Annotated in this window: 22 protein-coding genes; 17 read left to right on the plus strand and 5 right to left on the minus strand. The window is 38.5% G+C overall.

The features are described 5' to 3' along the window. Positions 1 to 178 precede the first annotated feature (178 nt). Entirely contained in the window at positions 179 to 1,009 is an 831-nt protein-coding gene (dkgA, locus tag GWJ01_RS13210) for a 2,5-didehydrogluconate reductase DkgA (RefSeq protein WP_109401328.1), read from the minus strand. Between the two features lie 27 nt (positions 1,010 to 1,036). Beyond that, the gene (locus GWJ01_RS13215; RefSeq protein ID WP_109393209.1) at positions 1,037 to 2,194 is read right to left on the minus strand and encodes an iron-containing alcohol dehydrogenase; all 1,158 of its coding nucleotides are present in this window, start codon (positions 2,192 to 2,194) and stop codon (positions 1,037 to 1,039) included. Between the two features lie 180 nt (positions 2,195 to 2,374). Between GWJ01_RS13215 and GWJ01_RS13220 the strand changes: the two genes are divergently transcribed. Then, complete coding sequence (locus tag GWJ01_RS13220; protein ID WP_109401327.1) at positions 2,375 to 3,157, plus strand: class I SAM-dependent methyltransferase; 783 nt, start codon at positions 2,375 to 2,377, stop codon at positions 3,155 to 3,157. A 168-nt stretch (positions 3,158 to 3,325) separates the two neighbouring features. On the opposite strand, the gene GWJ01_RS13225 is transcribed toward GWJ01_RS13220, so the two are convergent. Then, complete coding sequence (locus GWJ01_RS13225) at positions 3,326 to 3,994, minus strand: DedA family protein (protein ID WP_088493737.1); 669 nt, start codon at positions 3,992 to 3,994, stop codon at positions 3,326 to 3,328. A gap of 125 nt (positions 3,995 to 4,119) precedes the next feature. Further along, positions 4,120 to 5,310 carry a cystathionine beta-lyase gene (metC, locus tag GWJ01_RS13230; RefSeq protein WP_109401326.1) on the minus strand — a complete coding sequence of 397 codons (1,191 nt, stop codon included), beginning with the start codon at positions 5,308 to 5,310 and terminating at the stop codon, positions 4,120 to 4,122. Positions 5,311 to 5,640: 330 nt separating this feature from the next. On the opposite strand from metC, the gene exbB reads away from it, so the two are divergent. From exbB to yedF, 14 genes are all read left to right on the plus strand, one after another. Beyond that, positions 5,641 to 6,675, plus strand: coding sequence for a tonB-system energizer ExbB (gene exbB, locus GWJ01_RS13235; RefSeq protein ID WP_161711190.1), 1,035 nt, complete (start codon positions 5,641 to 5,643; stop codon positions 6,673 to 6,675). Positions 6,676 to 6,681: 6 nt separating this feature from the next. After that, positions 6,682 to 7,110 carry a TonB system transport protein ExbD gene (exbD, locus tag GWJ01_RS13240; RefSeq protein WP_075674386.1) on the plus strand — a complete coding sequence of 143 codons (429 nt, stop codon included), beginning with the start codon at positions 6,682 to 6,684 and terminating at the stop codon, positions 7,108 to 7,110. Between the two features lie 1,913 nt (positions 7,111 to 9,023). Then, positions 9,024 to 10,148 carry a hydrogenase 2 small subunit gene (gene hybO, locus GWJ01_RS13245; RefSeq protein ID WP_109393213.1) on the plus strand — a complete coding sequence of 375 codons (1,125 nt, stop codon included), beginning with the start codon at positions 9,024 to 9,026 and terminating at the stop codon, positions 10,146 to 10,148. Next, complete coding sequence (gene hybA, locus GWJ01_RS13250) at positions 10,145 to 11,158, plus strand: hydrogenase 2 operon protein HybA (RefSeq protein WP_109393214.1); 1,014 nt, start codon at positions 10,145 to 10,147, stop codon at positions 11,156 to 11,158. Before hybO ends, hybA begins: the two co-directional genes overlap by 4 nt. Next, positions 11,145 to 12,326: a Ni/Fe-hydrogenase cytochrome b subunit gene (gene hybB / locus GWJ01_RS13255; RefSeq protein ID WP_075674247.1), complete on the plus strand. Its 1,182-nt coding sequence runs from the start codon at positions 11,145 to 11,147 to the stop codon at positions 12,324 to 12,326. Before hybA ends, hybB begins: the two co-directional genes overlap by 14 nt. Continuing rightward, positions 12,323 to 14,026: a hydrogenase 2 large subunit gene (gene hybC, locus GWJ01_RS13260; RefSeq protein WP_064718974.1), complete on the plus strand. Its 1,704-nt coding sequence runs from the start codon at positions 12,323 to 12,325 to the stop codon at positions 14,024 to 14,026. Before hybB ends, hybC begins: the two co-directional genes overlap by 4 nt. After that, positions 14,026 to 14,514 carry a HyaD/HybD family hydrogenase maturation endopeptidase gene (locus tag GWJ01_RS13265; protein WP_109401325.1) on the plus strand — a complete coding sequence of 163 codons (489 nt, stop codon included), beginning with the start codon at positions 14,026 to 14,028 and terminating at the stop codon, positions 14,512 to 14,514. Before hybC ends, GWJ01_RS13265 begins: the two co-directional genes overlap by 1 nt. After that, complete coding sequence (gene hybE / locus GWJ01_RS13270) at positions 14,511 to 15,005, plus strand: hydrogenase-2 assembly chaperone (RefSeq protein WP_075674245.1); 495 nt, start codon at positions 14,511 to 14,513, stop codon at positions 15,003 to 15,005. Before GWJ01_RS13265 ends, hybE begins: the two co-directional genes overlap by 4 nt. 62 nt (positions 15,006 to 15,067) lie before the next feature. Beyond that, positions 15,068 to 16,285: a hydrogenase nickel incorporation protein HypB gene (hypB, locus tag GWJ01_RS13275; RefSeq protein ID WP_109393215.1), complete on the plus strand. Its 1,218-nt coding sequence runs from the start codon at positions 15,068 to 15,070 to the stop codon at positions 16,283 to 16,285. Further along, on the plus strand, positions 16,276 to 16,542 hold the full coding sequence (gene hybG / locus GWJ01_RS13280) for a hydrogenase maturation factor HybG (RefSeq protein WP_006535180.1): 267 nt from the start codon (positions 16,276 to 16,278) through the stop codon (positions 16,540 to 16,542). The genes hypB and hybG overlap by 10 nt, the downstream gene beginning before the upstream one ends. Next, entirely contained in the window at positions 16,529 to 17,665 is a 1,137-nt protein-coding gene (gene hypD / locus GWJ01_RS13285) for a hydrogenase formation protein HypD (protein ID WP_075674243.1), read from the plus strand. Before hybG ends, hypD begins: the two co-directional genes overlap by 14 nt. Next, a complete protein-coding gene (hypE, locus tag GWJ01_RS13290) occupies positions 17,662 to 18,681 on the plus strand; it encodes a hydrogenase expression/formation protein HypE (protein ID WP_109401324.1) in 1,020 nt (339 codons plus the stop codon). Before hypD ends, hypE begins: the two co-directional genes overlap by 4 nt. 208 nt (positions 18,682 to 18,889) lie before the next feature. Then, positions 18,890 to 20,116, plus strand: a complete 1,227-nt coding sequence (gene yedE / locus GWJ01_RS13295) for a selenium metabolism membrane protein YedE/FdhT (RefSeq protein WP_075674241.1) — start codon at positions 18,890 to 18,892, stop codon at positions 20,114 to 20,116. After that, positions 20,113 to 20,355 carry a sulfurtransferase-like selenium metabolism protein YedF gene (yedF, locus tag GWJ01_RS13300; protein WP_006535172.1) on the plus strand — a complete coding sequence of 81 codons (243 nt, stop codon included), beginning with the start codon at positions 20,113 to 20,115 and terminating at the stop codon, positions 20,353 to 20,355. Before yedE ends, yedF begins: the two co-directional genes overlap by 4 nt. 67 nt (positions 20,356 to 20,422) lie before the next feature. Here the strand turns inward: yedF and rdgC are convergent, their stop codons facing one another. Then, a complete protein-coding gene (rdgC, locus tag GWJ01_RS13305; protein WP_109393218.1) occupies positions 20,423 to 21,331 on the minus strand; it encodes a recombination-associated protein RdgC in 909 nt (302 codons plus the stop codon). A gap of 1,326 nt (positions 21,332 to 22,657) precedes the next feature. Between rdgC and GWJ01_RS13310 the strand changes: the two genes are divergently transcribed. Together GWJ01_RS13310 and GWJ01_RS13315 are read left to right on the plus strand one after the other, a co-directional pair. Further along, the gene (locus GWJ01_RS13310) at positions 22,658 to 23,857 is read left to right on the plus strand and encodes a porin (RefSeq protein ID WP_227003099.1); all 1,200 of its coding nucleotides are present in this window, start codon (positions 22,658 to 22,660) and stop codon (positions 23,855 to 23,857) included. Positions 23,858 to 23,943: 86 nt separating this feature from the next. Next, a complete protein-coding gene (locus GWJ01_RS13315) occupies positions 23,944 to 25,899 on the plus strand; it encodes a bifunctional 2',3'-cyclic-nucleotide 2'-phosphodiesterase/3'-nucleotidase (RefSeq protein ID WP_109393220.1) in 1,956 nt (651 codons plus the stop codon). Positions 25,900 to 25,923 lie beyond the last annotated feature (24 nt).

Raw genomic sequence — 25,923 nt, forward strand, 5'->3', positions numbered from 1 at the left:
GATTCTCGTATTTATAGATGTATTAGATATCAGAAAGTGAACGTGAATTAATTAATTTATAAATATATAAAAAAATCAGATCAAAAAATAAAAATGGGTATAAAAGAGAGCGGAATATTTTGTTATAGAAAGGCCATAGAAAATTAATTCTATGGACCTTTTAATTGAATAGCAGAAATTAAATATCGACAAAAGTGTCAGGATCAGGGCCTAAACGTTTTCTCTGTTCAAGAACGGTAATTTCAGCTACCTCTTCTTTTTCTAATTTAAAATCAAAAATATGGAAGTTTTCTTCAATACGAGAAGGTGTAACTGATTTTGGGATAACCACAAGTCCACTGTCTAAATGCCAGCGTAAAACAATTTGTGCTGGGGTTTTATGGTATTTTTCAGCCAGTTTTTGAATAATAGGTTGATTAAAGACGCCTTCACCACCTTGTGCTAATGGGCTCCAAGATTCGGTGACAATATTATGAGTTGTGTTCCATGCTCTTAACGGTGCTTGCTGCATTAAAGGATGAATTTCAATCTGATTAATCACAGGAGTTACACCTGTTTCAGTAATGATCCGTTCCAGATGTTCTTCTTTAAAATTACATACACCAATGCTTTTTACTAACCCTTCTTTTTGCAAAATAATCATTTGCTTCCAAGCTTCAACATAAAGCTCTCGTGAAGGTACAGGCCAATGCATTAAATAGAGGTCAATATAATCAAGTTGCAAACGCTGGAGGCTTTCTAAGATGGCACCACGAGCATGAGTCTGATCGTTATTCCATAATTTCGTTGTGATAAAAAGTTCATCACGGGGAACAGTGGTCTGTTTTAACGCTTTGCCTACGCCTTCTTCATTATGATAAATCGCTGCCGTATCAAAAAGGCGATAGCCTGTATCAAGTGCGTGATGAATAGCTTTAACAACTTGATGATTATCTGCTTTCCAAACACCAAGACCAAGTTGTGGGATGACATTTCCATCAGATAATTTGATCAGTTTAGGTTTATCCATTTCTATCTCCAGAGTCGCAAAAAGTACTTAGAGTGCCGCTGTATAAATACGTTGACTGACTTCTAATGTGATATCTTGATGCTCACCCAGTGCAATTTGTCCATGCTCTTCCAACTTTCGCACTAATGCAGGAATATCTTCTTCACCGATTTTGAAATCAGCCAGTCGAGTTCTAAGTCCCATTAATTCAAAGAATTTTCGAGTTTCATTAATCGCAGTTTCAATTTTAAAAGCATCTGAACCTTGGTTTATACCCCAAACTTTTTGTGCATATTGGATTAACTTGCCATATTTAGCCTGACGTTTTTCATTTAATAATGCAGGTAAAACGATGGCGAGAGTTTGTGCATGATCAAGTCCGTGTAAAGCCGTGAGTTCGTGACCTAATGCATGCGTAGCCCAATCTTGAGGAACACCAACACCAAGGATACCATTTAACGCTTGTGATGCTGTCCACATTATATTAGCACGGATATCATAGTCTGTAGGTGACGTCAGCGCTTTTGGCCCTTGATCAATTAAAATACGTAAAAGGCCTTCTGCATATTCATCTTGTACACGAGCATTCACTGGATAAGTGAGATATTGCTCTAATATATGAATAAAAGCATCAACAACACCGTTGGCAGTTTGTCTTGGTGGTAAAGAATAAGTGGTTGTTGGATCTAAAATAGCGCAATGAGGGTAAACATGAGGGCTGGCAAAGCTTTGTTTATCCATTGTCTGTTTTTTGCTGATAACAGAGAAACTGTTGGTTTCTGTTCCGGTTGCTGGAAGTGTTAATACACAGCTTAACGGTATTGCTTTTTCGACCACTTTACCGCGACTGGTTACGATTTCCCAAGGTTCACCGTGATAAGGTATTGCTGCTGCAATAAATTTTGTGCCATCAATAACGGAACCGCCACCCACTGCTAATAAATGCGTGATACCGTGATATCTGGCATAAGAAACCGCTTTCATGAGTGTTTCATAAGATGGGTTTGGTTCAATGCCACTAAACTCATGAATTTGATAGCCTGGAAGCGCGGTATAAATCTGGTCTAATACGCCATTGCGCTTAATGCTACCGCCACCATAAGTCAGTAGAATTCTTTCATGTTTTCCAATTTCAGAACGAAGTTTATCTATTTGTCCTTGACCAAAATGAAGGCGAGTGGGCGAGTAATAAGTAAAGTTTTGCATTTTGTTTCCACCTTAATTCGATGTTCTGAAGTATGACAATTAATCAGGAAAAAGTTTTCCATTGTGCCTAGACTAGATAGTCTGACATACCTATAACTACAGGGTTGTAGAAATAAGAGATGAATTATTTCTCTTAGTGACTACAGCAATTCAAATTGTAGCTAATTTATAAGGAGTAATATGGAAAGTCATTATTTAACATTAAACCAAGAGCATTGGGATAAACAAGCCGCAATGGAAAATCAGTGGTCTAAGCCTGTGAGCGATGAAGAAATTATCGCGGCAAAGCAAGGTGACTGGAAAGTACATTTAACACCAAGCCCTGTAAAAAGCGAATGGTTAGGGGATATTAAAGATAAAAAAATACTCTGTTTAGCTTCTGCTGGTGGACAACAAGCGCCTATCTTGGCGGCTGCAGGTGGCATTGTGACTGTGTTTGATTTATCAGAAGGTCAATTAGACAAAGATCGCCAATTGGCACAAAAGCATCAGTTAGGTTTGGTAACAGCACAGGGTGATATGGCTGATTTAACCGCATTTGCTGATGAAAGTTTTGATATTATTTTTCACCCTATTTCAAATCTGTATGTACCGGATGTAAATCCTGTTTGGCAAGAGTGTTACCGTGTTTTGAAAAAAGACGGTGTACTAATGGCGAGCTTTTATAATCCTGTTGTATTTGTTGATGATAGAGATCCGCAATTACGTTCACAGGGATTAATGAGACCAATTTACCGCTTACCTTATAGCGATCGAGGCTCATTACCTTCGGATATTCTGCAAGAAAAAGTAGCAAGAGGTGATGGGCTGGTCTTTGGACACTCTTTGACTGATCTTATTGGCGGGCAATTAACAGCGGGTTTTTTATTACAGGATTTTGTTGAAGATTTTGCTCCTCATGCTCGTTTCTTAGTTGATAGTTATATTCCAACGTTTCTTGCGTCAAAAGCCATTAAGCTTTAAAAAAATAGAGCTAGGAAGAATATGATTGTGATTAATATAAATGGGATTTTAGTCAGATATTAATTGATATGGAGATAAGACAATGAACAACTGAACTTTTATTGCAGTATCAGATAATACATAAAAGACGCCATTATTCTAGATTTAAATAATGGCGTCTTTTTTTAATTACTTACTGCTGGCGCTATTTTTACGATGGCGAATATACATCACAATAGAACCAATTAAACCTGCGCTTAAAAGCAATACTGGTAATGTCATCAAGATATTCATGACAAGTGTTTCATGCTTTTGTACAAATGGAATAAGGTTTAGCACATAACCTAAAGAAACAATAATCCCTACCCATAGGAAGCCACTTAACCAGTTAAATATTTGAAAGCGACGTTGCTTTAATTCAGATAAACCTGCCAAGGTAGGTAATAATGTACGTACGAACCCAATAAAACGACCCAGTAATAGCGCATATAAACCTTGGCGATGGAAGAGATCATTTGCCTTATGGTGATATTGCTCTGGTAATTGAGCCATCCAACGTTTAACTACCTTCGTATCACTTAGCCATCGGCCTTGTAAAAAGCCGAGCCAACTCCCAATACTAGCGGCAGTACCTAATATAATGATAGTCGGGAAAAAGTGTAAAACACCTTTTGCAATTAAGGCACCGCAAAGAATAAGCAGTGTATCTCCTGGTAAAAATGCGGCGGGTAATACCCCGTTTTCCAGCATAATAATAACAAAAAGAACAATATAGATAACCCACAGCACATTAGGATTAGCCAACACCATATAATCGTGTTGCATGAGTGCGTGAATTATCTCTTTTAATGTACCCATTAGCGAACTCGCATTAAAAAAGGACTTTATGTTCGCTATTCTAACGCAAAATAAAGAGAACAGTTTGATTTAATCCCTGTGGAGCCACAGGGATAGGTTATTTTTAATAAAAAATTCATTCCTGATTAAGAAATACGTAAAAACGCCTGCTCTAGATCTTCAATAAGGTCATCTACATTTTCTAATCCAATATGAATGCGAAATAGTGTTCCGGTAAATGTTGGCTGAGTTTCATATTGGCGCATCGCTTTAATATCATTGGGTTGATAACCTAAAATTAAAGATTCAAATCCTCCCCATGAAAATGCCATCTTAAATAATGAGAAGTTATCTAAGAAATGTGCAAATTCTTCAGGCGTTAAGATTTTCTTTAAACTAAAAGAGAATAAGCCGTTACTACCTGAGAAATCACGTTGAAAATATTCATGTCCTAGACAAGAAGCTAATGCAGGGTGATAAACATTATCAACTAAAGGGTGTTGTTTTAACCAGCGAGCGACTTCTAATGCACTTTGTTCGTGTTGCTTCATTCTTACAGGCAGTGTTCTTAATCCTCTTGCTGTCATATAAGCCGTATCAGGATCAACACATTGACCTAATAAATAGGTATTCTCTCGTAACTGTTCCCAACAGCGTTCATTAGCTACAGCAAAACCTAACATGCCATCAGAGTGACCATTAATATATTTTGTGGCAGATTGAATTGAAATATCGACACCTAATGTCAGTGGTTTAAGCAGTAGTCCTGCCGCCCAGGTGTTATCAATCATAATAATGATTTCAGGGTTATATTGGCGAATTGAATTGACTATTCCTTGTAGGTCGTGAATTTCCATCGTGATTGATCCCGGAGATTCAAGAAAAACAATTTTTGTTTCAGGGCGTAGCAATTGGCTGATCTCTTTGCCAATTAAAGGATCAAAGTAGGTCGTTGTGACTGAGAATTTACGTAAGATCTGATCACAAAAATTTTGTGTCGGATCGTAGGCAGAACCTGTAACAAGAATATGAGAGCCTTGCTCAACAAATGCGAGTATAGATTGCGTAATCGCCGCTGCACCTGAAGGAAATAGTGCGCAGCCTACGCCTTGCTCTAATTCAGTTAACGCTTCTTGTAAGGCAAAATGGGTGTTTGTGCCTCGGCGACCATAAAAAAGCGTACCTTCTGCTCGTTTTTTTGTTGCTTCACGTTTTTGTGCAACGGAATCAAAAATAACGGATGATGTTCGTTGTATAATTGGATTTACTGCGCCTTGGGAATATTTTTTAGCTCGACCAGAAAGGAGGAGTGAGGTTTCTTGTTTTTTTAGCGTCATCCTTAATACCTTCTTTTAATTGATGGTGTGTTTACCCCCAAGTTAATTCATTTTTTGGATAAGTACAAAAGGCTTGCAGGGTAGTTGATAAAATTTCACGTTACGTGAAATAACGATAATTTGTCTTAAAAATCGACAAATGAAAAAAAAATAGCCAAATAGTAATGATAATTACTATCAAAATGCTTCATGTTTGATATCATTTGAGCGTTTTCTCTTTCCTGATGGCAAACAGGATGATTGTAAGTGAACGATTTTGGGTAAGTAGTGGCGCAACGATGCCATTACTGAATAAATAAATAGATAAAAAAGAGAGTAAAAGGCCAACTGATGCGTAATTTGACAGCTTCTATTCTATTGGCAATCGGTCTGACAGGCCCTGCTTTTGCAGATACGACTCCTGCCACACCAACTGAACAGCCAACTACTGCTGCCGTTTCTTCAACAGCTTCTACACAGGGAACCGCTACACCAACAACTGCTACACCGGCAGCTGCCACACCAAAAACTGCTACTGCGGCCACAACAACAGGAAATGAAGTGAAAGCAGTAGGTACTGAAACAGCTAAGCCTGAAGGTGAAAATACACCTGCAACAACGGCTGAGAATTCAGAAAATGTCCCTTTAGCGACAGAAAATACATCATCAGAAGTACAACCTGAAATGGTTGCAGGTGGTGGATTTGCTGAAGATTTATCTGTAATGGGTATGTACCGTAATGCAGACTTAGTCGTTAAGAGTGTCATGATTGGCTTATTGTTAGCCTCTATTGTCACTTGGGCACTATTTTTCGCGAAAGGAAGCTATTTGATTTCACTGCGTCGTCGCTTAAGAAATGAGACTGCTCAGTTAGTTGAAGCTAAATCGCTTAACGATGCGTTAGCGATTAGCAAAAAATTTGGTAATAAAAGTGCAACCGCTGATTTCTTTAATGATGCAGAATTAGAGCGTACTTACTCTCAAGAAAGTAAAGTGGCTTCAGGTATTAAAGAGCGTGTTGAAATGCGAATGGAACGTCGCGTTGCAGCCATTATCCGTGAATTAGGTCGCGGTAATGGTTACTTAGCCACAATTGGTGCAATTTCTCCTTTTATCGGTCTTTTTGGTACGGTTTGGGGGATCATGAATAGCTTTATCGGTATTGCTCATTCTCAAACGACAAACCTTGCGGTTGTTGCTCCAGGTATTGCCGAAGCGCTATTAGCAACTGCTATTGGTCTGATTGCGGCAATTCCAGCGGTTATTATCTATAACATTTTTGCTCGTATGATAGCGGGTTATCGTGGTGAAATTGGTGATATCGCAACGGGTGTGGTGACATTAGTCAGCCGTGATTTAGATATCGAAAACAGCAAAGCAAGGTAATGAATTATGGCAATGCGTCTTGGTGATGATTCAGGTGATGATAATGAATTGCATGATATCAATGTGACGCCTTTTATTGATGTCATGTTGGTTCTGCTCATTATCTTTATGGTAGCGGCACCTTTAGCTACTGTTGATATAAAAGTAAATTTACCCGCTTCAAGTGCAAAACCACAACCTCGCCCTGAAAAGCCTGTTTATTTAACGATTAAGTCGGATAAACAAATTTTCATTGGTGAAGAGATGGTCACTCATGAAACGATGGCGAATGTGTTAGATACCATGACACAAGCAAACAAAGAGACAACAATTTTTTTCCAAGCGGATAAAACGGTTGATTACGAAACATTAATGTCGGCCATGGATTCGCTAAGAAAAGCAGGTTATCTCAAAGTTGGACTCGTGGGAATGGAAACGGTCTCTACAGGCGGTTAAAATTTAGTAAATAAGCTATTTATCTAAGTATTATTACGCTATTTTAAAAGCACTTTATTTGTCGTTGTGAAATGATGAATAAAGTGCTTTTTTCTTGTATAGAAGAAACAGAGTTTATATTTTTACCATTTTTAGTGGTTATCAATATTATTAATAAAATTGAGTTAGAATAAAATTTAACTTTAGTATTAAATAATATTAATAATAGGTAGATTAAGTTACAGAATAAATAATTAATTAAGTTTATTGAGTAATGGCTGGCTGAATCAATTAATGCTAAGTAGATACTATTATTTGAACTCTCTTAACATTAATATTCATTAACTCTCCATTTTTTTTCATTTTTAGATTTGTTGAAATCAACTTTTTAAAGTTAAATTTTCCTATAACCTTGTGATTTATAATGTCTTTATGTCAATTTCATTTAAGTGTAAAAAAACTTGCGCAAAAAATCTTATTGGATATAATGCATTCACGTTACAAATTGAAATATTTTGTAACGTGTTAAAACGCCTAATTTATTTATTATCTAAGTTATCCGTATTTGGATACTTATTTTTTATTGCACCAGGTAGACCGTTGTTTTCAGTCATTCCAATTTCAGGTAAGTAGATTTTATTTACTTATTCAAATCACTTCTTATCCTTGATAAGCAGTGAGTAAAATAAAGCGTGAAAGGCAGAGAACTACACATAGCATTTTATTATTTTAATAAATTTAGAAGCCATAACATTTCGGTGTTATGGCTTTTTTATTTTGAGTGTTATATCCGTTGTTCTTATTATTTTATCGTTCCTATCGTTCCTATCACTTCTAAATCAAGATCTTCAGAGTTTGTGCTTTGTTGTGTACCATTTTTGTGCTTACTTCCACTTTATTGCTTGCTATCAGTGGGGGTTTGCCTGATTAAAAAACACAAATAGTTAACAAAGCATTTTTCAAATTTTTAGATTTTTGACCACTTCTTTTATCTATTCTCACAAAAAAAAGAAATAGACTCTATTTTGGGATTATTTATCGATAAATTGTGTTTTTTTTATCCACAAAAACAACAGGGATTTAACATTAAATTTTATTTACGTTAATTTCGTTATAAATTCGATATGTTATAAAATAACCTAATAAAATTATTGCCATTATGTACTGATTAGTAATTATTAATGATCTTAGTTTTTGATTGTTGTTATATATCGATATGTATTTAATTTTATAGCGATTTTATGCTAAGGGTTCTTCTTATTCCAAAAACGAATATACTTATAACTATATGAAAAATGATAAGAAAAATAGGTTGGTTTTTGGCTATAAAATAAACACTATCATGATGATTAAAAATTAATAACAAAAGAAGAGTTGCTAAATGAGTAATGAAAATAAGCTGAAATTAAATATATTAATGTAATCATTTCTTGTTTATGAAATGCAATTTTTAACATTATTTATGATGTAATATAAAGGTTGATAATATGAAAAAAAGAGTCATCATTATAATTAAAAAATATATTAGAACTTATTTTTAATAATTTTTATTAGAAATTAGAAATAATGAATTATTAATTTTGTATTATTTTAAATATATTGTCTTATAATTTGGTTGTTTTTTGTATTTTTTGTAAGTTATTAATTAATAATGATTTAAATTCCCTCCTTTAATGTGTTTTTGAGATAATGATAATTATTTCTATTTACTTTATCATTATTAAATAGCGTTTTAATAAATTTAAAATGACGAAATATATAAAAAATAGGCATTAAACCTTATATTGCTGAAACGTTTTTACTCACATAAAAGAATAATTTATTTTTTAATGAATTATCGCTTGATAATGATCAAGTCATTATTGTGTCGGAGTGTTAAAAAGGCGGTGTTTTAAAATTATTCCAATTAAAAATCATCATATCAGGAGAGATATATGGCCTTGGGGAATAATGTTTTTTCCCATCATGGTATTAACCGACGCGATTTTATGAAATTGTGTGCTGCGCTGTCAGCTACCATGGGATTAAGCGGCAAAGCTGCCGCAGAAATGTCAGAAGCAATGGCATCACCTGAACGTCCACCCGTTATCTGGATTGGTGCTCAGGAGTGTACTGGGTGTACGGAGTCTTTATTACGAGCAACTCATCCGACTCTGGAAAACCTCGTTCTTGATGTTATCGCACTTGAATATCACGAAGTGCTTTCTGCAGCTTTTGGTGAGCAAGCTGAAGAAAATAAACACAATGCGATGGAGAAATATAAAGGTAAGTACGTCCTCGTTGTTGACGGTTCAATCCCAGACAAAGATGGCGGTGTTTACTGTATGGTTGCAGGAAAACCAATTATTGAGCATATCAAAGAAGCCGCTGAAGGGGCTGCAGCGATTATTGCGATTGGTTCATGTTCTGCATGGGGCGGTGTACCTGCTACTGGGGGTAACCCAACTGGAGCTAAATCACTGGAAGCTATTTTACCGGGTAAAACCGTTATCAATATTCCAGGATGCCCACCAAACCCACATAACTTCTTAGCAACTGTTGCACATATTATTACTTTCAATAAATTGCCTAAGTTAGATAGCAAAAACAGACCGCTTTTTGCTTATGAGCGTTTAATTCACGAAAACTGTGAACGTCGTCCTCATTTTGATGCGGGTCGTTTTGCTAAAGAATTTGGTGATGAAGGTCATCGTCAAGGCTGGTGTTTATACCATTTAGGCTGTAAAGGCCCTGAAACGTATGGTAACTGCCCAACATTAGAATTCTGCGATGTCGGTGGTGGGATCTGGCCTGTCGGTATCGGTCACCCTTGCTATGGTTGTAACGAAGAAGGTATCGGCTTTACTAAAGGTATTTTCCAATTAGCGAACGTTTATCAGCCAACACCAAAAGCACAAGTACCTGATGTTAATGCAAAAGAAGGTGGTGGTGTTTCTTATGGTGCTGCTGGCTTACTGGGTGCTGTCGTGGGTGCAGTTGCGGGTGTCAGTGTCATGGCTGTGCGTCAATTAGGTCGTGACAAGAATGCCACAGGAGCCTCACAGGAGGATAAACGGTGAATAGGCGTCATTTCTTTAAGCTGGCATCAGGTGGGGTTCTCCTTGCGGGAATGGCACCCACTGCGAGTCATGCTGCGGCGCAGAACCGTCCCCCAATTCCTGGGTCTCTCGGTATGCTCTACGACTCTACACTGTGTGTAGGCTGTCAAGCATGTGTCACAAAATGTCAGGAAATTAATCACCCGGAGCCAATGGAGCGTGGTGATACTTACGCTAATGGTGATCCGATTTGGTCAAACAATGACAAATTAAGTCCTTACACAAATAACATTATTCAAATTTGGCGTGATGGTACTGGTGAAAATAAAGACCAACTGGAAAACGGTTATGCCTTTATTAAGAAACAATGTATGCATTGTGTTGATGCAAACTGCGTTTCTGTTTGTCCTGTTTCTGCGTTAACCAAAGATCCAAAAACCGGTATTGTCCATTATCACGCGGATATCTGTACAGGTTGTCGTTACTGTATGGTGGGATGCCCTTATAACATTCCAAAATACGATTATGATGATCCATTTGGTAAGCTCTATAAATGTGAGCTTTGTAACCAAAAAGGTGTTGAGCGTTTAGATAAAGGCTTATTACCAGGCTGTGTTGAAGTTTGTCCTACTGGTGCAGTTATTTTCGGTACACGCGAAGAGTTGCTAGAAGAAGCAAAACGTCGTTTAGCGAAAAAAGCGGGTGAAGAATATCATTACCCAAGACAAACCATTAGTGGTGGCGATACTTATCTACATAAAATTCCTGAATATCAAGATCATATCTATGGTGAGTTTGAAGGTGGCGGTACGCAAGTCATGGTACTTTCTGCGGTTCCTTTCGACAATTTAGGAATGCCAGAAGTGGCACCATTATCAACGGGTGCGCGTTCTGAATATATTCAACATACGCTTTATAAAGGCATGGTATTACCAATAGCAGCCCTTGCTGGGATCACCTATTTGGTTAACCGTAATAGTAAAAAACAAGAGCAGGAACACCACAAGGAGGATAACGATGTCGAGTCATGATCCTCGTCCACTTGGCGGTAAGTTATTTACTCTAGCAGTAAGAGTATTTTTACCGCTTGCTGTGCTCGGTTTTATTCTTATTGGTAAGCGTTTGGTATTAGGTCTGGGCGATGTCTCTGACCTGAATGGGGGATATCCTTGGGGTATTTGGATTGCCTTTGACTTATTGATAGGAACAGGCTTTGCATGTGGTGGTTGGGCACTTGCATGGGCTGTTTATGTCTTTAATAAAGGGGAATTTCACCCATTAGTGCGTCCTGCATTGTTAGCGAGCTTGTTCGGCTATTCATTAGGTGGTTTATCCATCGCTATTGATATTGGTCGTTATTGGAACATGCCTCACTTCTTTATGCCGCAATACTTTAACGTTAACTCCGTGTTGTTTGAAACAGCGACCTGTATGACCATCTATATTATGGTGATGGCATTAGAATTCTTACCTGCGTTATTAGAACGTTTAGGTTGGAAAGTGTCGTTGAAACGTCTTAATAAAGCGATGTTCTTTATTATTGGCCTTGGTGCTTTACTGCCAACCATGCACCAATCCTCAATGGGATCATTAATGATTTCAGCGGGTTGGAAAGTACATCCACTGTGGCAATCTTATGAGATGTTACCGCTGTTTTCTCTGTTAACTGCTTTCCTCCTCGGTTTTACTATCGTTATTTTTGAAGGTTCTTTGCTAAAAGCAAGCCGCACCATGAATGATGATGAAACACCACTGTTTACCAAGTTAACACGCGTGATTGAAGTGTTACTGATTGCATTCTTGGTATGCCGTTGGGGCGAGGTCATTTGGAACGGTAAACTGAGTTATATCGGAAATGGGGATATGTTCTCGTGGTTATTCATTGCTGAAACTGCATTGTTATTGCTTCCTCTTATTTTGATGCATTTAAATAATAACCGCCGTAGTCCAAAAATGCTGTTTGTTTGTGCTGTATTTATCTTAATTGGCGCAGCAATGTGGCGTATGAACTACTCTTTAGTTGCTTACAATCCAGGAAATGGTTACCACTATTTCCCAACAGCAAGCGAATTGCTGATTTCTATTGGTTTCGTTGCGTTTGAAGTAACTGCTTACATTCTTATTATCCGTTTATTGCCGGTTTTACCTGCACAAACAGATTCAAATATACAATTAAAAAAGGCTGAGGTTAAATCATGAGCCAACGCATTACTATTGATCCTATTACCCGTATTGAAGGGCATTTACGCGTCGATTGTGAAATTGATAACGGAAAAGTTGTTAAGGCTTGGTCTTCCGGTACCATGTGGCGCGGAATGGAGGAGATCCTAAAAGGAAGCGATCCTCGTGATGCATGGATTATCGTGCAACGTATCTGTGGTGTTTGTACAACAGTTCACGCAATTGCCTCAGTACGTGCTGTTGAAGATGCCTTAGGTATGGATATTCCTGTCAATGCGCAGTATATCCGTAACATTATTTTGGCTTCGCATATTCTTCATGACCATATCGTCCACTTCTATCAGCTTTCTGCGATGGACTGGGTTGATATTACTTCAGCGTTACAAGCCGATCCTGAAAAAGCGTCAGCGATGCTAAAAGGTGTTTCTCAGTGGCAATTGAACTCTGCTGAAGAATTCAGAAAGGTTCAGAAGAAAATTCAAGGTCTGGTTGACAGCGGTCAGTTAGGTATTTTCGCTAATGGCTACTGGGGTCACTCAGCCATGAAATTACCACCAGAAGTTAACCTGATTGCTGTTGCTCACTATCTGCAAGCACTTGAATGTCAGCGTGATGCCAACCGTATCGTTGCGGTTCTTGGTGGTAAAACACCACACATTCAAAACTTGGCAGTAGGTGGTGTTGCTAACCCAATTAACCTTGATGCACCAAGTGTTCTTAACTTAGAACGTTTAATGTATGTGAAGCACTTTATCGATAATCTTGGCGATTTTATTGAACAAGTTTATAAAGTCGATACTGCTATTTTTGCTGCTTATTACCCAGAGTGGCTAAAAATTGGTAAAGGTGCGAACTACTATTTATCTGTACCTGAATTACCTATTAACGGTAATAACACTGAGTTTTTATTGTCTGGTGGTTATATGGAAGGCGTTGATTTCTCAACGTATCGTCCAATTAAAGACTGGAAAGATGAAAACCTGAAAGACGGTATCGAAGAAAGTGGTAAACACGCATGGTATGAAGATGATGAACCATTAAAACCGTGGGAAGGTTTGACTCGTCCTAAATATACAGGTTGGGATGAGAACGAAAAATACTCATGGGTTAAATCACCTACATTCTATGGCAAACCTGTCGAAGTGGGTACGTTAGCATGGTTAGTATGTGGTTTAGCAGGTAAGCATGAAGGGACTGTTAAACACTATAACGAAATCAATGGGATATACACTAAGTTAACGGGTGAAACGCTGGTTAATGAGCAGTTAGAGTCAACTTGGGGACGCATAATTGGACGTACTGTTCATGCGTGTGTGTTACAAGATTCTCTAAACTTCTTGTGGCAATCACTGGTTGATAATATTGGTCGTGGCGATACTGCTGCCTTTATTAAACCAGAGTTTGAACCAGGTAAAGAGTACCGAGGTGTGGGTTTTGAAGAAGCCTCTCGTGGTATGTTATCTCACTGGATCGTGTTTAAAGACGGTAAAATCACTAACTATCAGGCAGTTGTTCCATCAACATGGAATGCGGGTCCTCGTAACTTTAATGATGAACCGGGTCCTTATGAGTTATCACTTGTTGGTACACCTGTTGCTGATCCGAAAAAACCATTAGAAGTGGTAAGAACAATCCACTCCTTTGACCCATGTATGGCGTGTGCTGTGCATATGGTTGATTTAACAGGTAAAGAACTAAGTAAGGTGAAGGTATTATAATGCGAACTCTCGTCTTAGGTATTGGTAATTTATTACTAAGCGATGAAGGCATTGGTGTTCGTATAGTAGAAGCGCTCGAAGAGCGCTTCTCTTTACCAGAGAACGTCGATGTTATTGATGGCGGCACATCAGGTATGGAAATTTTGCAAGATATCGCAGCAAGAGACCTCCTGATTGTTGCCGATGCGGTAAGAAGTAATCATGAACCTGGCAGTATTTTTGTGTTACATGATGATGATGTTCCGGCACTTTTTACACAGAAAATTTCTCCTCATCAGCTAGGTTTATCTGATGTATTAATGGCACTGCGTATGACAGATGAATTTCCACGTAAACTAATTTTAGTGGGAATTGAACCTGCATCGTTGGAGCCAAGCATGTCGCTGTCTGAGATTGGTGAGAAATCAATGGAAATTGCACTAGAACATGTGGTGAATATTTTGCGTGAATACGGCATTTCTGTCACACCTAAAGAGGTAACAGCATGAGTGAATTAAGCTGGGATATCATAGGATATGATGAACCGCCTGTTGAGCAACTTGAAACACGTTTTAGTGAAATCGCTGAAAAAGAGATGAAAGGGCTCCCTTTTTATCGCGAAGGCGTTCCTGTAAAAGCAGGAGGCTTTACCTTATTTGAAAATCAGTGGATTGGTGCTGTTCTTACGCCTTGGATGCTAGAACTGGTTGTCTTCCCTGGGCCTTCACAAGAATGGCCACATCGAAAAGTCGGTGATCGCATTGGGTTAGAATTACCTTGTGGTCAGATTAAATTCGTTGTAGGTGAGCTTGCGGGGGGGATGCAGTATCTTGCTTGTTCATTAATGTCGCCACTTGATAGACATTTAGCAGCGGAACATGCTGTTGAGTTGGTTGAAAATAGTGTGAAAATGGCTCTTTCTCTTCCTGTTCAGACACAATCCGTAGCAGAAGTTGATTTAAGTCGTCGTTCTCTCTTCCGTGGTCAGTTAAGATCATAGTGTAGAAATTTTACGCGACACTGAGTCACATTCTTCTTATTGAATAGTACAGGAGTCAGAATATGTGTAGCACTTGCGGTTGTGGCGAAGGCAATGTCAGAATTGAAGGCGTAGAGCCTCATGCACATGAGCACCACCATCATCACTCTCATGACCATGATCATCACGACCACGGTCATCATCATGATCACAGCCATCATGGGCATGATCATCATCATGAACACAATGCTACTCCAGCGAATACTGTTCATAAATATATTGATAAGTCTGAACAAAAGCATAAGCATAACTACGAAACTCATGGTCAGCCTATCATCGTTCATCACCACTATTACCATAACAGTGGTGATGTTCACCTCCATTTTCATAACGATGCACAGCTAAACGAAACTCCTGTTTTCCATGAACATCATCATGGACATGACGATCATCATGAACACGCTCATTCACACAGTCATGACCATTCTCACAGTCACGACCATGCTCATGATCATAGCCATGAGCACTCTCATCATCATTCTCACAGCCACGATCACGAACACGAAGAGCAATTTAGCCCAGTGATTGAAAATCAGAATATGCATTATGGCCAAGGTGAAGCAGGAACACATGCTCCCGGTATTAGCCAAAAGCGTATGCTGAAAATTGAAATGGATGTATTGGATAAAAATAACCGTATTGCCGTTCATAACCGTGAACATTTTGAACAACAAAATGTGTTGGCATTGAATTTAGTTTCAAGTCCAGGCTCTGGTAAAACGACACTATTAACACAAACATTAAAACAGTTAGCGCAACGAGTGTCTTGTGCTGTGATCGAAGGTGATCAACAAACTACTAATGATGCGGATCGTATCCGTGAAACAGGTGTGCCAGCGATCCAAGTAAATACAGGCAAAGGTTGTCATCTTGATGCACAAATGGTGCATGATGCGACACACCAATTAGGCTTACAGGATAACAGCGTTCTCTTTATTGAAAACGTGGGTAACTTAGTTTGTCCTGCCAGTTTTGATTTGGGTGAAAAGCATAAAGTCGCTATTCTTTCTGTCACTGAAGGTGAAGATAAGCCTCTGAAATATCCGCATATGTTTGCTGCTGCTGATTTAATGATTATCAATAAAATTGATTTAGTGCCACATCTAAATATTGACGTTCAAGCCTGCATTGAATCAGCTCGCCGTGTTAATCCAAATATCGAAATCATTGCGTTATCAGCAACAACGGGTGAAGGCATGGAAGAGTGGTTAGCTTGGTTGGAGAGTCGTTTATGTGCTTAGGTGTCCCTGCTAAGATTGTTGAGGTGGGCGAAGACGTCCACCAACTCGCTTATGCCGAAGTCAGTGGCGTCAAACGTGCAGTTAATATTTCAATGGTATGTGAAGGCGAACCTAGTGAATTATTAGGCAAATGGGTACTTATTCATGTGGGATTTGCCATGAGTATTCTTGATGAGCAAGAAGCACAAGATACTCTTGATGCATTACAGCATGTCTATGGTGTGACCCTCGAAGAGGCTGATGATGCAGTACGTTGATGAATTTCGTGATCCCGAACTTGCGAAAGCTTTACTAGCCCAAATTCGTGAAACTATTTCACAATGGCCTCACCCTATTAAACGTCCATTACAAATCATGGAAGTATGCGGTGGGCATACACATGCCATTTTCAAATTTGGTTTAGACCGCTTATTACCAGAAGAAATTGAATTTGTTCACGGGCCGGGTTGTCCTGTTTGTGTATTACCGATGGGACGAATTGATGCATGTTTAGAAATCGCAGCCCGTCCTGACGTAATTTTCTGTACTTTTGGTGATGCAATGCGAGTACCGGGTCGTAATGGCTCAATGCTTGATGCACGTCGTCGTGGTAGTGATATTCGTATTGTCTATTCACCACTCGATTCACTCAAAATTGCACAAGATAATCCAGACAAACAAGTTGTCTTCTTTGGTTTAGGTTTTGAAACGACAATGCCAAGTACAGCAATGACGCTACAACAAGCGAAATTGCGTGGGCTTAAAAACTTTTCTCTGTTTTGTCAGCATATTACTATCGTACCTACTTTACGTTGCCTACTAGAGCAAGATGATGTTCGCATTGACGGCTTTATTGCACCGGGGCACGTCAGTATGGTGATTGGTTGTACGCCATATCAACCGCTATGTGACGAATTTGAAAAGCCTTTTGTGGTGACAGGATTTGAACCATTAGACTTATTACAAGCTATACTGATGGTCATTAAACAACTTAAAGCAAAAGCAGAAAATACAGATTATGTTTTAAGTATTGAAAACCAATATAGTCGCATTGTACCGAATGAAGGTAATAAGTTGGCTCAAAAAGCACTTAGCGAAGTGTTTATGTTAAAAGAAACCAGTGAATGGCGCGGGTTGGGTGAGATCCCAATGTCAGGTATTCAATTAACACCAGCTTATTCTGAGTTTGATGCTGAGTTACGTTTTACACCTGCACCGCAGAAAGTGGCAGATAATCCACAATCTCGCTGTGGCGATGTATTAACAGGACGATGCAAACCTTCCGATTGCCCGCTCTTTGGTAAAAGTTGTACACCAGAAACGGCATTGGGTGCCTTAATGGTATCATCCGAAGGTGCATGTGCGGCTTATTATCAGTATCGCCGTGAAGGTAATATATGAAACAACCTGATGAAATCACCTTAGCCCAAGGAAATGGTGGGCAAGGTATGCAACAGCTTATCGAAGGACTGTTTTTAAAAGCGTTCGATAACCCATTATTAAATGAAAAAGAAGACCAAGCGCGGATCGCGTTAAATGAGTTAACCACTCTTGGCGATCGACTTGCATTTAGTACCGACAGCTATGTCATCGATCCCATTATTTTCCCCGGTGGAAATATTGGTAAATTATCTGTTTGTGGTACGGCTAACGATCTTTCTGTGGGTGGTGCGGTTCCTCGTTACCTTTCCTGTGGTTTTATTCTTGAAGAAGGGCTTCCATTTGAAACCCTAGAAATCCTTGTGATGGCGATGGCAAAAGCAGCTGCGCAAGCAGGAATACAGATTGTCACAGGGGACACGAAAGTCGTTCCTCGTGGTGCTGCGGATAAGATCTTTATCAATACTGCGGGTATTGGCGTTATTCCAACAGCAATTAATTGGGCGGCAAGCAATATCAAAGCGGGCGATAAGATCTTAGTGAGCGGTACTATTGGTGATCACGGCGCAACAATCCTGAATCTGCGTGAAAATTTAGGATTAGAGGCGGATCTACAAAGTGACTGCGCTGTTCTTGAGCCAATGATTGCACCTTTACGTCAAATTAAAGGAATTCGCGCCTTACGTGATGCAACACGAGGCGGAGTGACCGCAATTTTACATGAGTTTGCTCAAGCCAGTGGTTGTGGCATGAATGTGCATGAAAGCAAATTACCAATGAAACAATCTGTTCGTGGCGTTTGTGAATTATTAGGGCTTGAAGCACTAAATTTTGCTAACGAAGGAAAAATTGTTTTAGTGGTATCACCAGAAGCTGAAGCTCAAGTACTTGAAGCATTACATCAACATACTTTAGGTAAAGACGCTTGTACTATTGGTGAAGTTACCGAGGATAATTATATTCGGTTAACAGGAATTTTCGGGACTAGCCGTATTCTTGATTTACCCTATAACGAACCATTACCCCGTATTTGCTAATCACTTATTACCCACTTATAGATTGAATGATCACAAGATTTATAAGTGGGATAAGTTACCTATCTGTTACAAAAAATTTGTTATAACGCAAATTTCTCTCATTTATCTGAATACTGACTCTTTGATAAAAAAATTATTGGAGTAACATGTTCGGCCAATCCTACTGCGTGGAGAGGGTCTCTCGTAGAGGTAAGCTCTAGGAAAAAACATGTCTTGGTCAGAATTTAAATCTCAATACCTGATCCGTTTTTGGAAGCCTCTTCCAGCTGTTATTGCGGCAGGTATCTTATCAACTTACTACTTTGGTTTAACCGGCACTTTCTGGGCTGTCACGGGTGAATTTACTCGTTGGGGCGGTCACGTTATGCAATGGTTTGGTGCTCATCCTGAAGAATGGGGTTATTTTAAAATCATCGGTCTTGAAGGTACGCCATTAACGCGTATTGATGGCGTGATGATTATCGGAATGTTTGGAGGTTGTATTATGGCCGCTCTTTGGGCTAACAACGTCAAACTTCGTCATCCTCAGCATAAAATTCGTATTCTTCAAGCTGTTCTAGGTGGGATCATCGCAGGTTTTGGTGCTCGTCTAGCAATGGGGTGTAACCTTGCTGCTTTCTTTACTGGCATTCCTCAGTTCTCTTTACATGCTTGGTTTTTTGCTGTTGCAACGGCAATCGGCTCTTACTTTGGTGCCAAATTATCATTGATGCCTCTGTTTCGTATTCCGGTAAAACTGCAAAAAGTCAGTCAAGCTTCACCTATCACTCAAGATAAACAACGTGCGAAGCGCCGCTTTAGATTGGGAATGGTGATCTTTTTTGCCATGATTGCGTGGTCTTTAATTATTCTCTTTGATTCACCAAAACTGGGTTTCGCTATGTTAGGCGGTATTGGTTTTGGTATTTTAATTGAACGTGCGCAAATCTGTTTTACTTCTGCTTTCCGTGACTTATGGATAACAGGCAGAACCCATATGGCAAAAGCGATTATCATCGGTATGGCGGTGAGTGCGATTGGGATCTTCAGCTATGTTCAGTTAGGTGCTGCACCTAAAATTATGTGGGCAGGACCGAATGCCGTCATTGGTGGTTTGCTTTTCGGTTTCGGTATTGTTTTGGCCGGTGGATGTGAAACGGGTTGGATGTATCGTGCCGTTGAAGGCCAAATTCACTTTTGGTGGGTTGGGCTTGGTAACGTAATAGGTTCAACATTACTGGCTTATTATTGGGATGATTTTGCCTCAGTGATCGCAACGGATTATGACAAGATTAATTTACTTGATACCTTTGGCCCCGTGGGGGGATTAGGTGTGACGTATCTGATGCTTGGTGTGTCATTTGTATTATTACTTTGGTGGGAAAAACATTTTTTCCGTAAAAAAGCCCAACAAGCACAATCTATTTCAACGCAGATTAATAAGGAAATTGCATGAGCCAGAAAGACACTATTATTCCTGATTATCGTCTAGATATGGTCGGTGAACCTTGTCCTTATCCTGCGGTGGCAACGCTTGAAGCTATGCCATCACTGAAAAAAGGCGAAATATTAGAAGTGGTGAGTGATTGTCCTCAATCAATCAACAATATTCCACTTGATGCGAAAAATTACGGATATACCGTATTAGATATTCAACAAGATGGTCCGACTATCCGTTATTTAATTCAAAAATAAATTTTTATTAAATAAAAAACAGCCTATTTAGATAAAATGATAGGCTGTTTTCTTTAATAAAATGGCGTTACTCTGCTTCGCCGCCGAGGACTTCCGTGACGCGTTCAATCAAGGCGCTTAATTCACCGGTCATTAAAACAAAGTCAGCATCAAAACGTTGGGCAAAATCGGCTTTATCGATATCGTCATTTTGTTCACGTAAAGTTTCACTGAATTTGATCCGTTTGATAGAACCATCATCACAAAGCATAAATTGCAGACGATCTTCCCAATCTACAGAAAGTTTGGTAACAAATTTACCCGCTTCAATATGTGTCGCAATTTCGTCAGAAACCAATTCTTGTTTCTTACAACGAATAACACCGCCTTCATCTAGTACAGCTTTTAACTCTGCTTCATCCATTAAGGTAAAGCCTGCAGGGAGTTCTCCAGAGCGTACCCACTCTGTCATTTTTAATTCAACAGATTCATTAAAGTTCAGAGGAACAACTGGTAATGAACCTAAGGTTTTGCGTAACAAGGCTAAGTTATCTTCGGCGCGTTTTGCACTGCCTGAATCAACAATGACTAGCTGTTTTTCTAAATCTAGCCAAATAAAAGTTTGTGAGAATTTACTAAATGCGCGAGGAAGTAAGGTGTGAACTACTTCATCTTTTAGGGTCGCTTTTTCTGTTTTTTTCAGTTTGCGCCCTTGTTCACCTTCAAGTTTTTCAACTTTGTCTTGCAGTGCTTGCTTAATGACTGTCGCAGGTAAGATTTTGTCTTCTTTTCGTGCGCACATCATGACTTGTTTACCGGTTACATGGATAAGTGCTTCACCCCGATCGCCCATTGGTGAAACCCAACCTGTTCGAGTCATATCTTGGCTACTACAAGGTGTGAATGCCAATGAAGAAAGCTGTTGTTCTAACTCATCCATCGACAGCGCTATCTCTTTATTTAAGCGATAGACCAAAATATTTTTAAACCACAGCATCTGACATTCCCCTTAATCATTATTTACCACAATATGATACTGAATGTTTAGGGTATCTAAAAGGTAATATCCCTTAAAAGGAAATCTATGCAGTGTTATTTAATAAAAAGGTAAAAAAGCTGAAACGAATAATTAGTAACTCTACTCTATGATAATGAGTTTTATTCTTATTTGTGTCTAATTAATTAAGAGTTTTGATAATGAAATAACATGATTTTTAGCACAAATCATTATGTGATAATAATCACATAATTTTATTTTTATACTCTTTTTGTTTACAAACTGAAATCACTTTCAGATTTATCCCTGCAATAATTTACAAAACAAAAATATTCCTGACACTATCATGTGATAATTATCACAAAATTAGGAAAATGTAGGAGGGGGCTTTTCACAACAAACAAAGTGATTTCGATCACAAATTTTGATATTTTTTTTTCAAATATCGATAAAAGAGTACTATTGGGCTTTTTATGTTAACCATGGTAATAATTTAGATTTTGTAATGTTTGATTGGGTTTTGTTGTTACTTGTACGTATTGATTAGATATTGTGATTGAATGGTATTCTTATGCTTCTCTTTTTAATATTTGCAGATAATTATTCTTTTTATGATAGCGTGCTACTCGTTATCACTAGTTAAATTGTATTTAAATTCGACTTTGCCTTTATTTAAATAAGAAATAAATATAAAGAATAAAAATTATTAATTAAGAATAACAATATTCAAATCTTTAGTGTTATTTATTTAGTGGTTAAAATTAATACTTCCTTTTAAATATATTAAATAGGGAGATAAATTTTTTATTAGCAAAAAAAAGAGTCTTATAAAGAAATGAAATATAAAAGAAAAATCCAAAAGTGCTATTTTTAAAAAGTTGATTAAGTTCAAAAAACACGTATCTTTACCTTTAATTGTGATACCTATCACTTGGGTATGTAACCATGAAAATGCACATTGATGTAATTGTGGGCTACATCACGAAAGTAGGGCTTTTTTTTGAGTAACATGCCATTGAAAACTCAACAACCTATTTCTTTTCCTAACAGAAATAAAAGCAATGCCCTTATTTAAATATAATGAGGATATTATTTTTGTGTCTTATTGGTGATTACGTCTGTGTCAAGGAAATTAAAACCTTTAAGAAGATTTTGTAGAGTCATAATTAGTAGCTATAAAAATTATCAATTGTGAGAGCGATTTTCTTTTTCGAAATTCGTGGCAGAGATCTTTTGTCTGAATCTCAGGTCAATTATATACGGCGGTATTATTTTTGACCTTAAAGGAAATCATAAAACTATAGAAAATAGATGGGTATTTTAATCATGAAAAGCTTGAAGCCTCTAGCAGCACTGGTTGGTTTGTTGGTTCTTTCTGGATCTGCAAACGCAGTAAACGTGTATAACGATAAAGGTACACGTTTTGATGTGAATGGTCAGTTCCGTTTAAAAACGCAAGTGACTAGCCAAAATCATGAAATGAAAATGACGGATGATGGTAGTCGTATTGGTTTCTTTGGTTCGCATGAACTGACTAACGATATCAAAGTTTTTGGTAAATTAGAGTGGGGTTCAGACACTCAAAAAACTAACAGTGACAACCCTAAATCAAACTTTGAAATGTACAACCGTGTAGGTTATGTCGGTTTCTCTCATCGTGATTATGGACAAATTCAGTTTGGTCGTACTTATATTCCGATCGACTGGGTGAAAAAATCAAGCTATGGCTATGGTAACACCGGTGTATTCTACTTTAGCGATGTATTAGGTCGTTCAGTCGGTTATTCTGGTGGTGAAACGAGCGTTAATGGTAAATATGTAAATACGAATGGTGTTGGTAAAAACAACTTTATGACTCGTTTACCACAAACTATTTTTATTGAAACTAACCGTTATGAAGGCTTTAAATTAGCAGGTACTGTAACGGGTAAAACAGGTGATGATGGTCGTCGTGTTGCAGGTGATATTACACGAGCTTACTCATTAGTTGGTTTCTATAAATCAACCTTCGGCTTAGAATTTGATGCAGGTTATTCTGCAGCTAAAGGTGAAGCAAACAATTCAGGTCCAAATAAAGATAAAACACCTGAAAACAGTATCTTAGCTTTTGGTGCAGAATACTTCTTCCCAGGCCGTGAATTTTCTATTGGTTTAGACTATGGTCAATCTCGTGGTAAAAACCCTGGCTTAGCTCTCTATGAAAACCAATATAATAGCCCACGTGGTTGGAACTCAGTTAAAGGCAACTGGAAAGCAGATTTATATGGTGTTGGTGTGAAATGGCACTGGGATCGTATTGAAAGTGGTATGTATGCGGGTTACTACCTGCGTGATGGTGATGCAAACACGTTCAACTACAAAAAAGAAACCTATACTGTGGGTGTAGATAAACGTTTTGCAGTATCTAAATATAACAACTTACGTTTATTCGCTGAAATGGCATACGATGATGCTCGCAGTGATAACGTGAAGTATGAAGATAAAAAACAATATATCTTCGAAACGGGTATGCGTCTGTACTTCTAGTCCTAGTAAAGGCACTACCGTTTGACAGAAGTAACGAAAGGAGAGCCATTTTGCTCTCCTGTTAACCAATATATAAGGGGTGTGTAATGGTTAAGAATGTGTTGAAAATTTCAACATTAGCAATGTTTGTCGCATTCAACGTGAATGCTGCGACAGTCGATCTTCGTATTATGGAGACGTCTGATGTTCACAGTAACTTAATCGACTTTGACTACTTCAAAGACAAACCAACAGAACAGTTTGGTTATGTCCGTACTGCTAATTTAATTAAAGCAGCAAAAGCTGAAGCAACCAATGCGATTTTAGTTGATAACGGCGACTTGATCCAAGGTAGCCCGCTGGCTGACTATCAAGCAGCTAAAGGCTTAGAAAAAGGCGAATCTCATCCAGCTCACCAGCTGATGAACACCATGGGCTACACAGTAGGTAACTTTGGTAACCATGAATTCAACTATGGTTTAGATTACCTGAAAAAAGCCATTGCCGGTGCTAAATTCCCTTACATCAACGCCAACGTGATGGATGCGAAAACAGGCAAAAACTATTTCACACCTTATATCATTGTTGATACACCAGTAAAAGATCGTGATGGTAAAGAACACACTATCAAGATTGGTTATATCGGCTTCGTACCACCACAGATCTTAATCTGGGATAAAGCCAATCTGGATGGTAAGGTCGTTGTAAACGATATTACAGAAACAGCGAAAAAATTCGTCCCTCAAATGAAAAAAGAGGGTGCTGACCTGATTGTGGCTATTCCTCACTCTGGTTTCGCGTCAGAGCCATACAAAGCAATGGCGGAAAACTCTGTTTATTATTTAAGCGAAGTTGAAGGTATCAATGCAATCATGTTTGGTCACGCTCATGGCGTATTCCCAAGCAAAGAATTTGAAGGCATTAAAGGCGTAGATACAGCGAAAGGTACCGTAAATGGTGTTCCTGCTGTTATGCCAGGCCAATGGGGTGATCACTTAGGTGTCGTTGATATGGTTATCAATAACGACAGCGGTAAATGGGTGATGACCGAAGCAACAGGTGAAGCGCGTCCTATCTTTGATAAAGCAAACAAAAAAGCATTAGTTGAACGTGATGCTGAATTAGCTCAAATCATCGAAAAAGCACACCAAGGTACCCGTGATTTCGTGGGTAAACACATTGGTAAAGCTTCTGCCAACATGTACAGCTTCTTAGCATTAGTACAAAGTGATCCAACTGTACAAATCGTTAATGATGCACAAGTTGATTACACCAAACACTTTATTCAAGGTGATCCGAACTTAGACGGTTTACCAGTATTAGGTGCAGCTGCGCCATTTAAAGCGGGCGGTCGTAAAAACGCACCAGCAGACTTCGTAGAAGTTGAAAAAGGTGACTTAACATTCCGTAATGCAGCAGACTTATATCTGTATCCAAACACATTAGTGGTTGTTAAAGCGACCGGTGCTGATGTTGTTGAGTGGTTAGAATGTTCAGCAGGTATGTGGAACCAAGTTGATCCTAATTCAACTAAACCACAAGAACTGATCAACTGGGATGGTTTCCGTACTTATAACTTCGACACCATTAGCGGTGTGAACTATAAAGTTGACTTAACTCAACCAGCTAAATATGACGTTGATTGCCAAGTGGTTAACAAAGATGCGAATCGTATCAAAGATGTGACTTATGAAGGCAAACCAATCGATCCTAAAGCAACATTCCTGATCGCAACAAATAACTACCGTGGATACGGCGGTAAGTTCGCTGGTACTGGTGAAGCGAATATTGCGTTTGCATCTCCAGATGAAAACCGTGCAATCTTAGCTTCTTACATTGCTAAACAAACTAAAGAAAAAGGCGAAGTTGCGACTAAAGCTGCTAACAACTGGTCATTCTTACCTATTAAGACTGATAAAGCGTTAGATGTCCGTTTTGAAACTTCACCAAGTGAAAAAGCGGCTGCATTTATTAAAGATTTCGCTCAATATCCAATGACCTTCGTGGAAAATGATGAAATTGGTTTTGCAATTTACAAAATCGATTTAACTGAGAAGAAATAAGCAATTAAACCTGCCCGTTCAGGG

This window comes from Proteus sp. G2618 (assembly GCF_009915995.1).
GTDB classification, from domain to species: domain Bacteria; phylum Pseudomonadota; class Gammaproteobacteria; order Enterobacterales; family Enterobacteriaceae; genus Proteus; species Proteus terrae.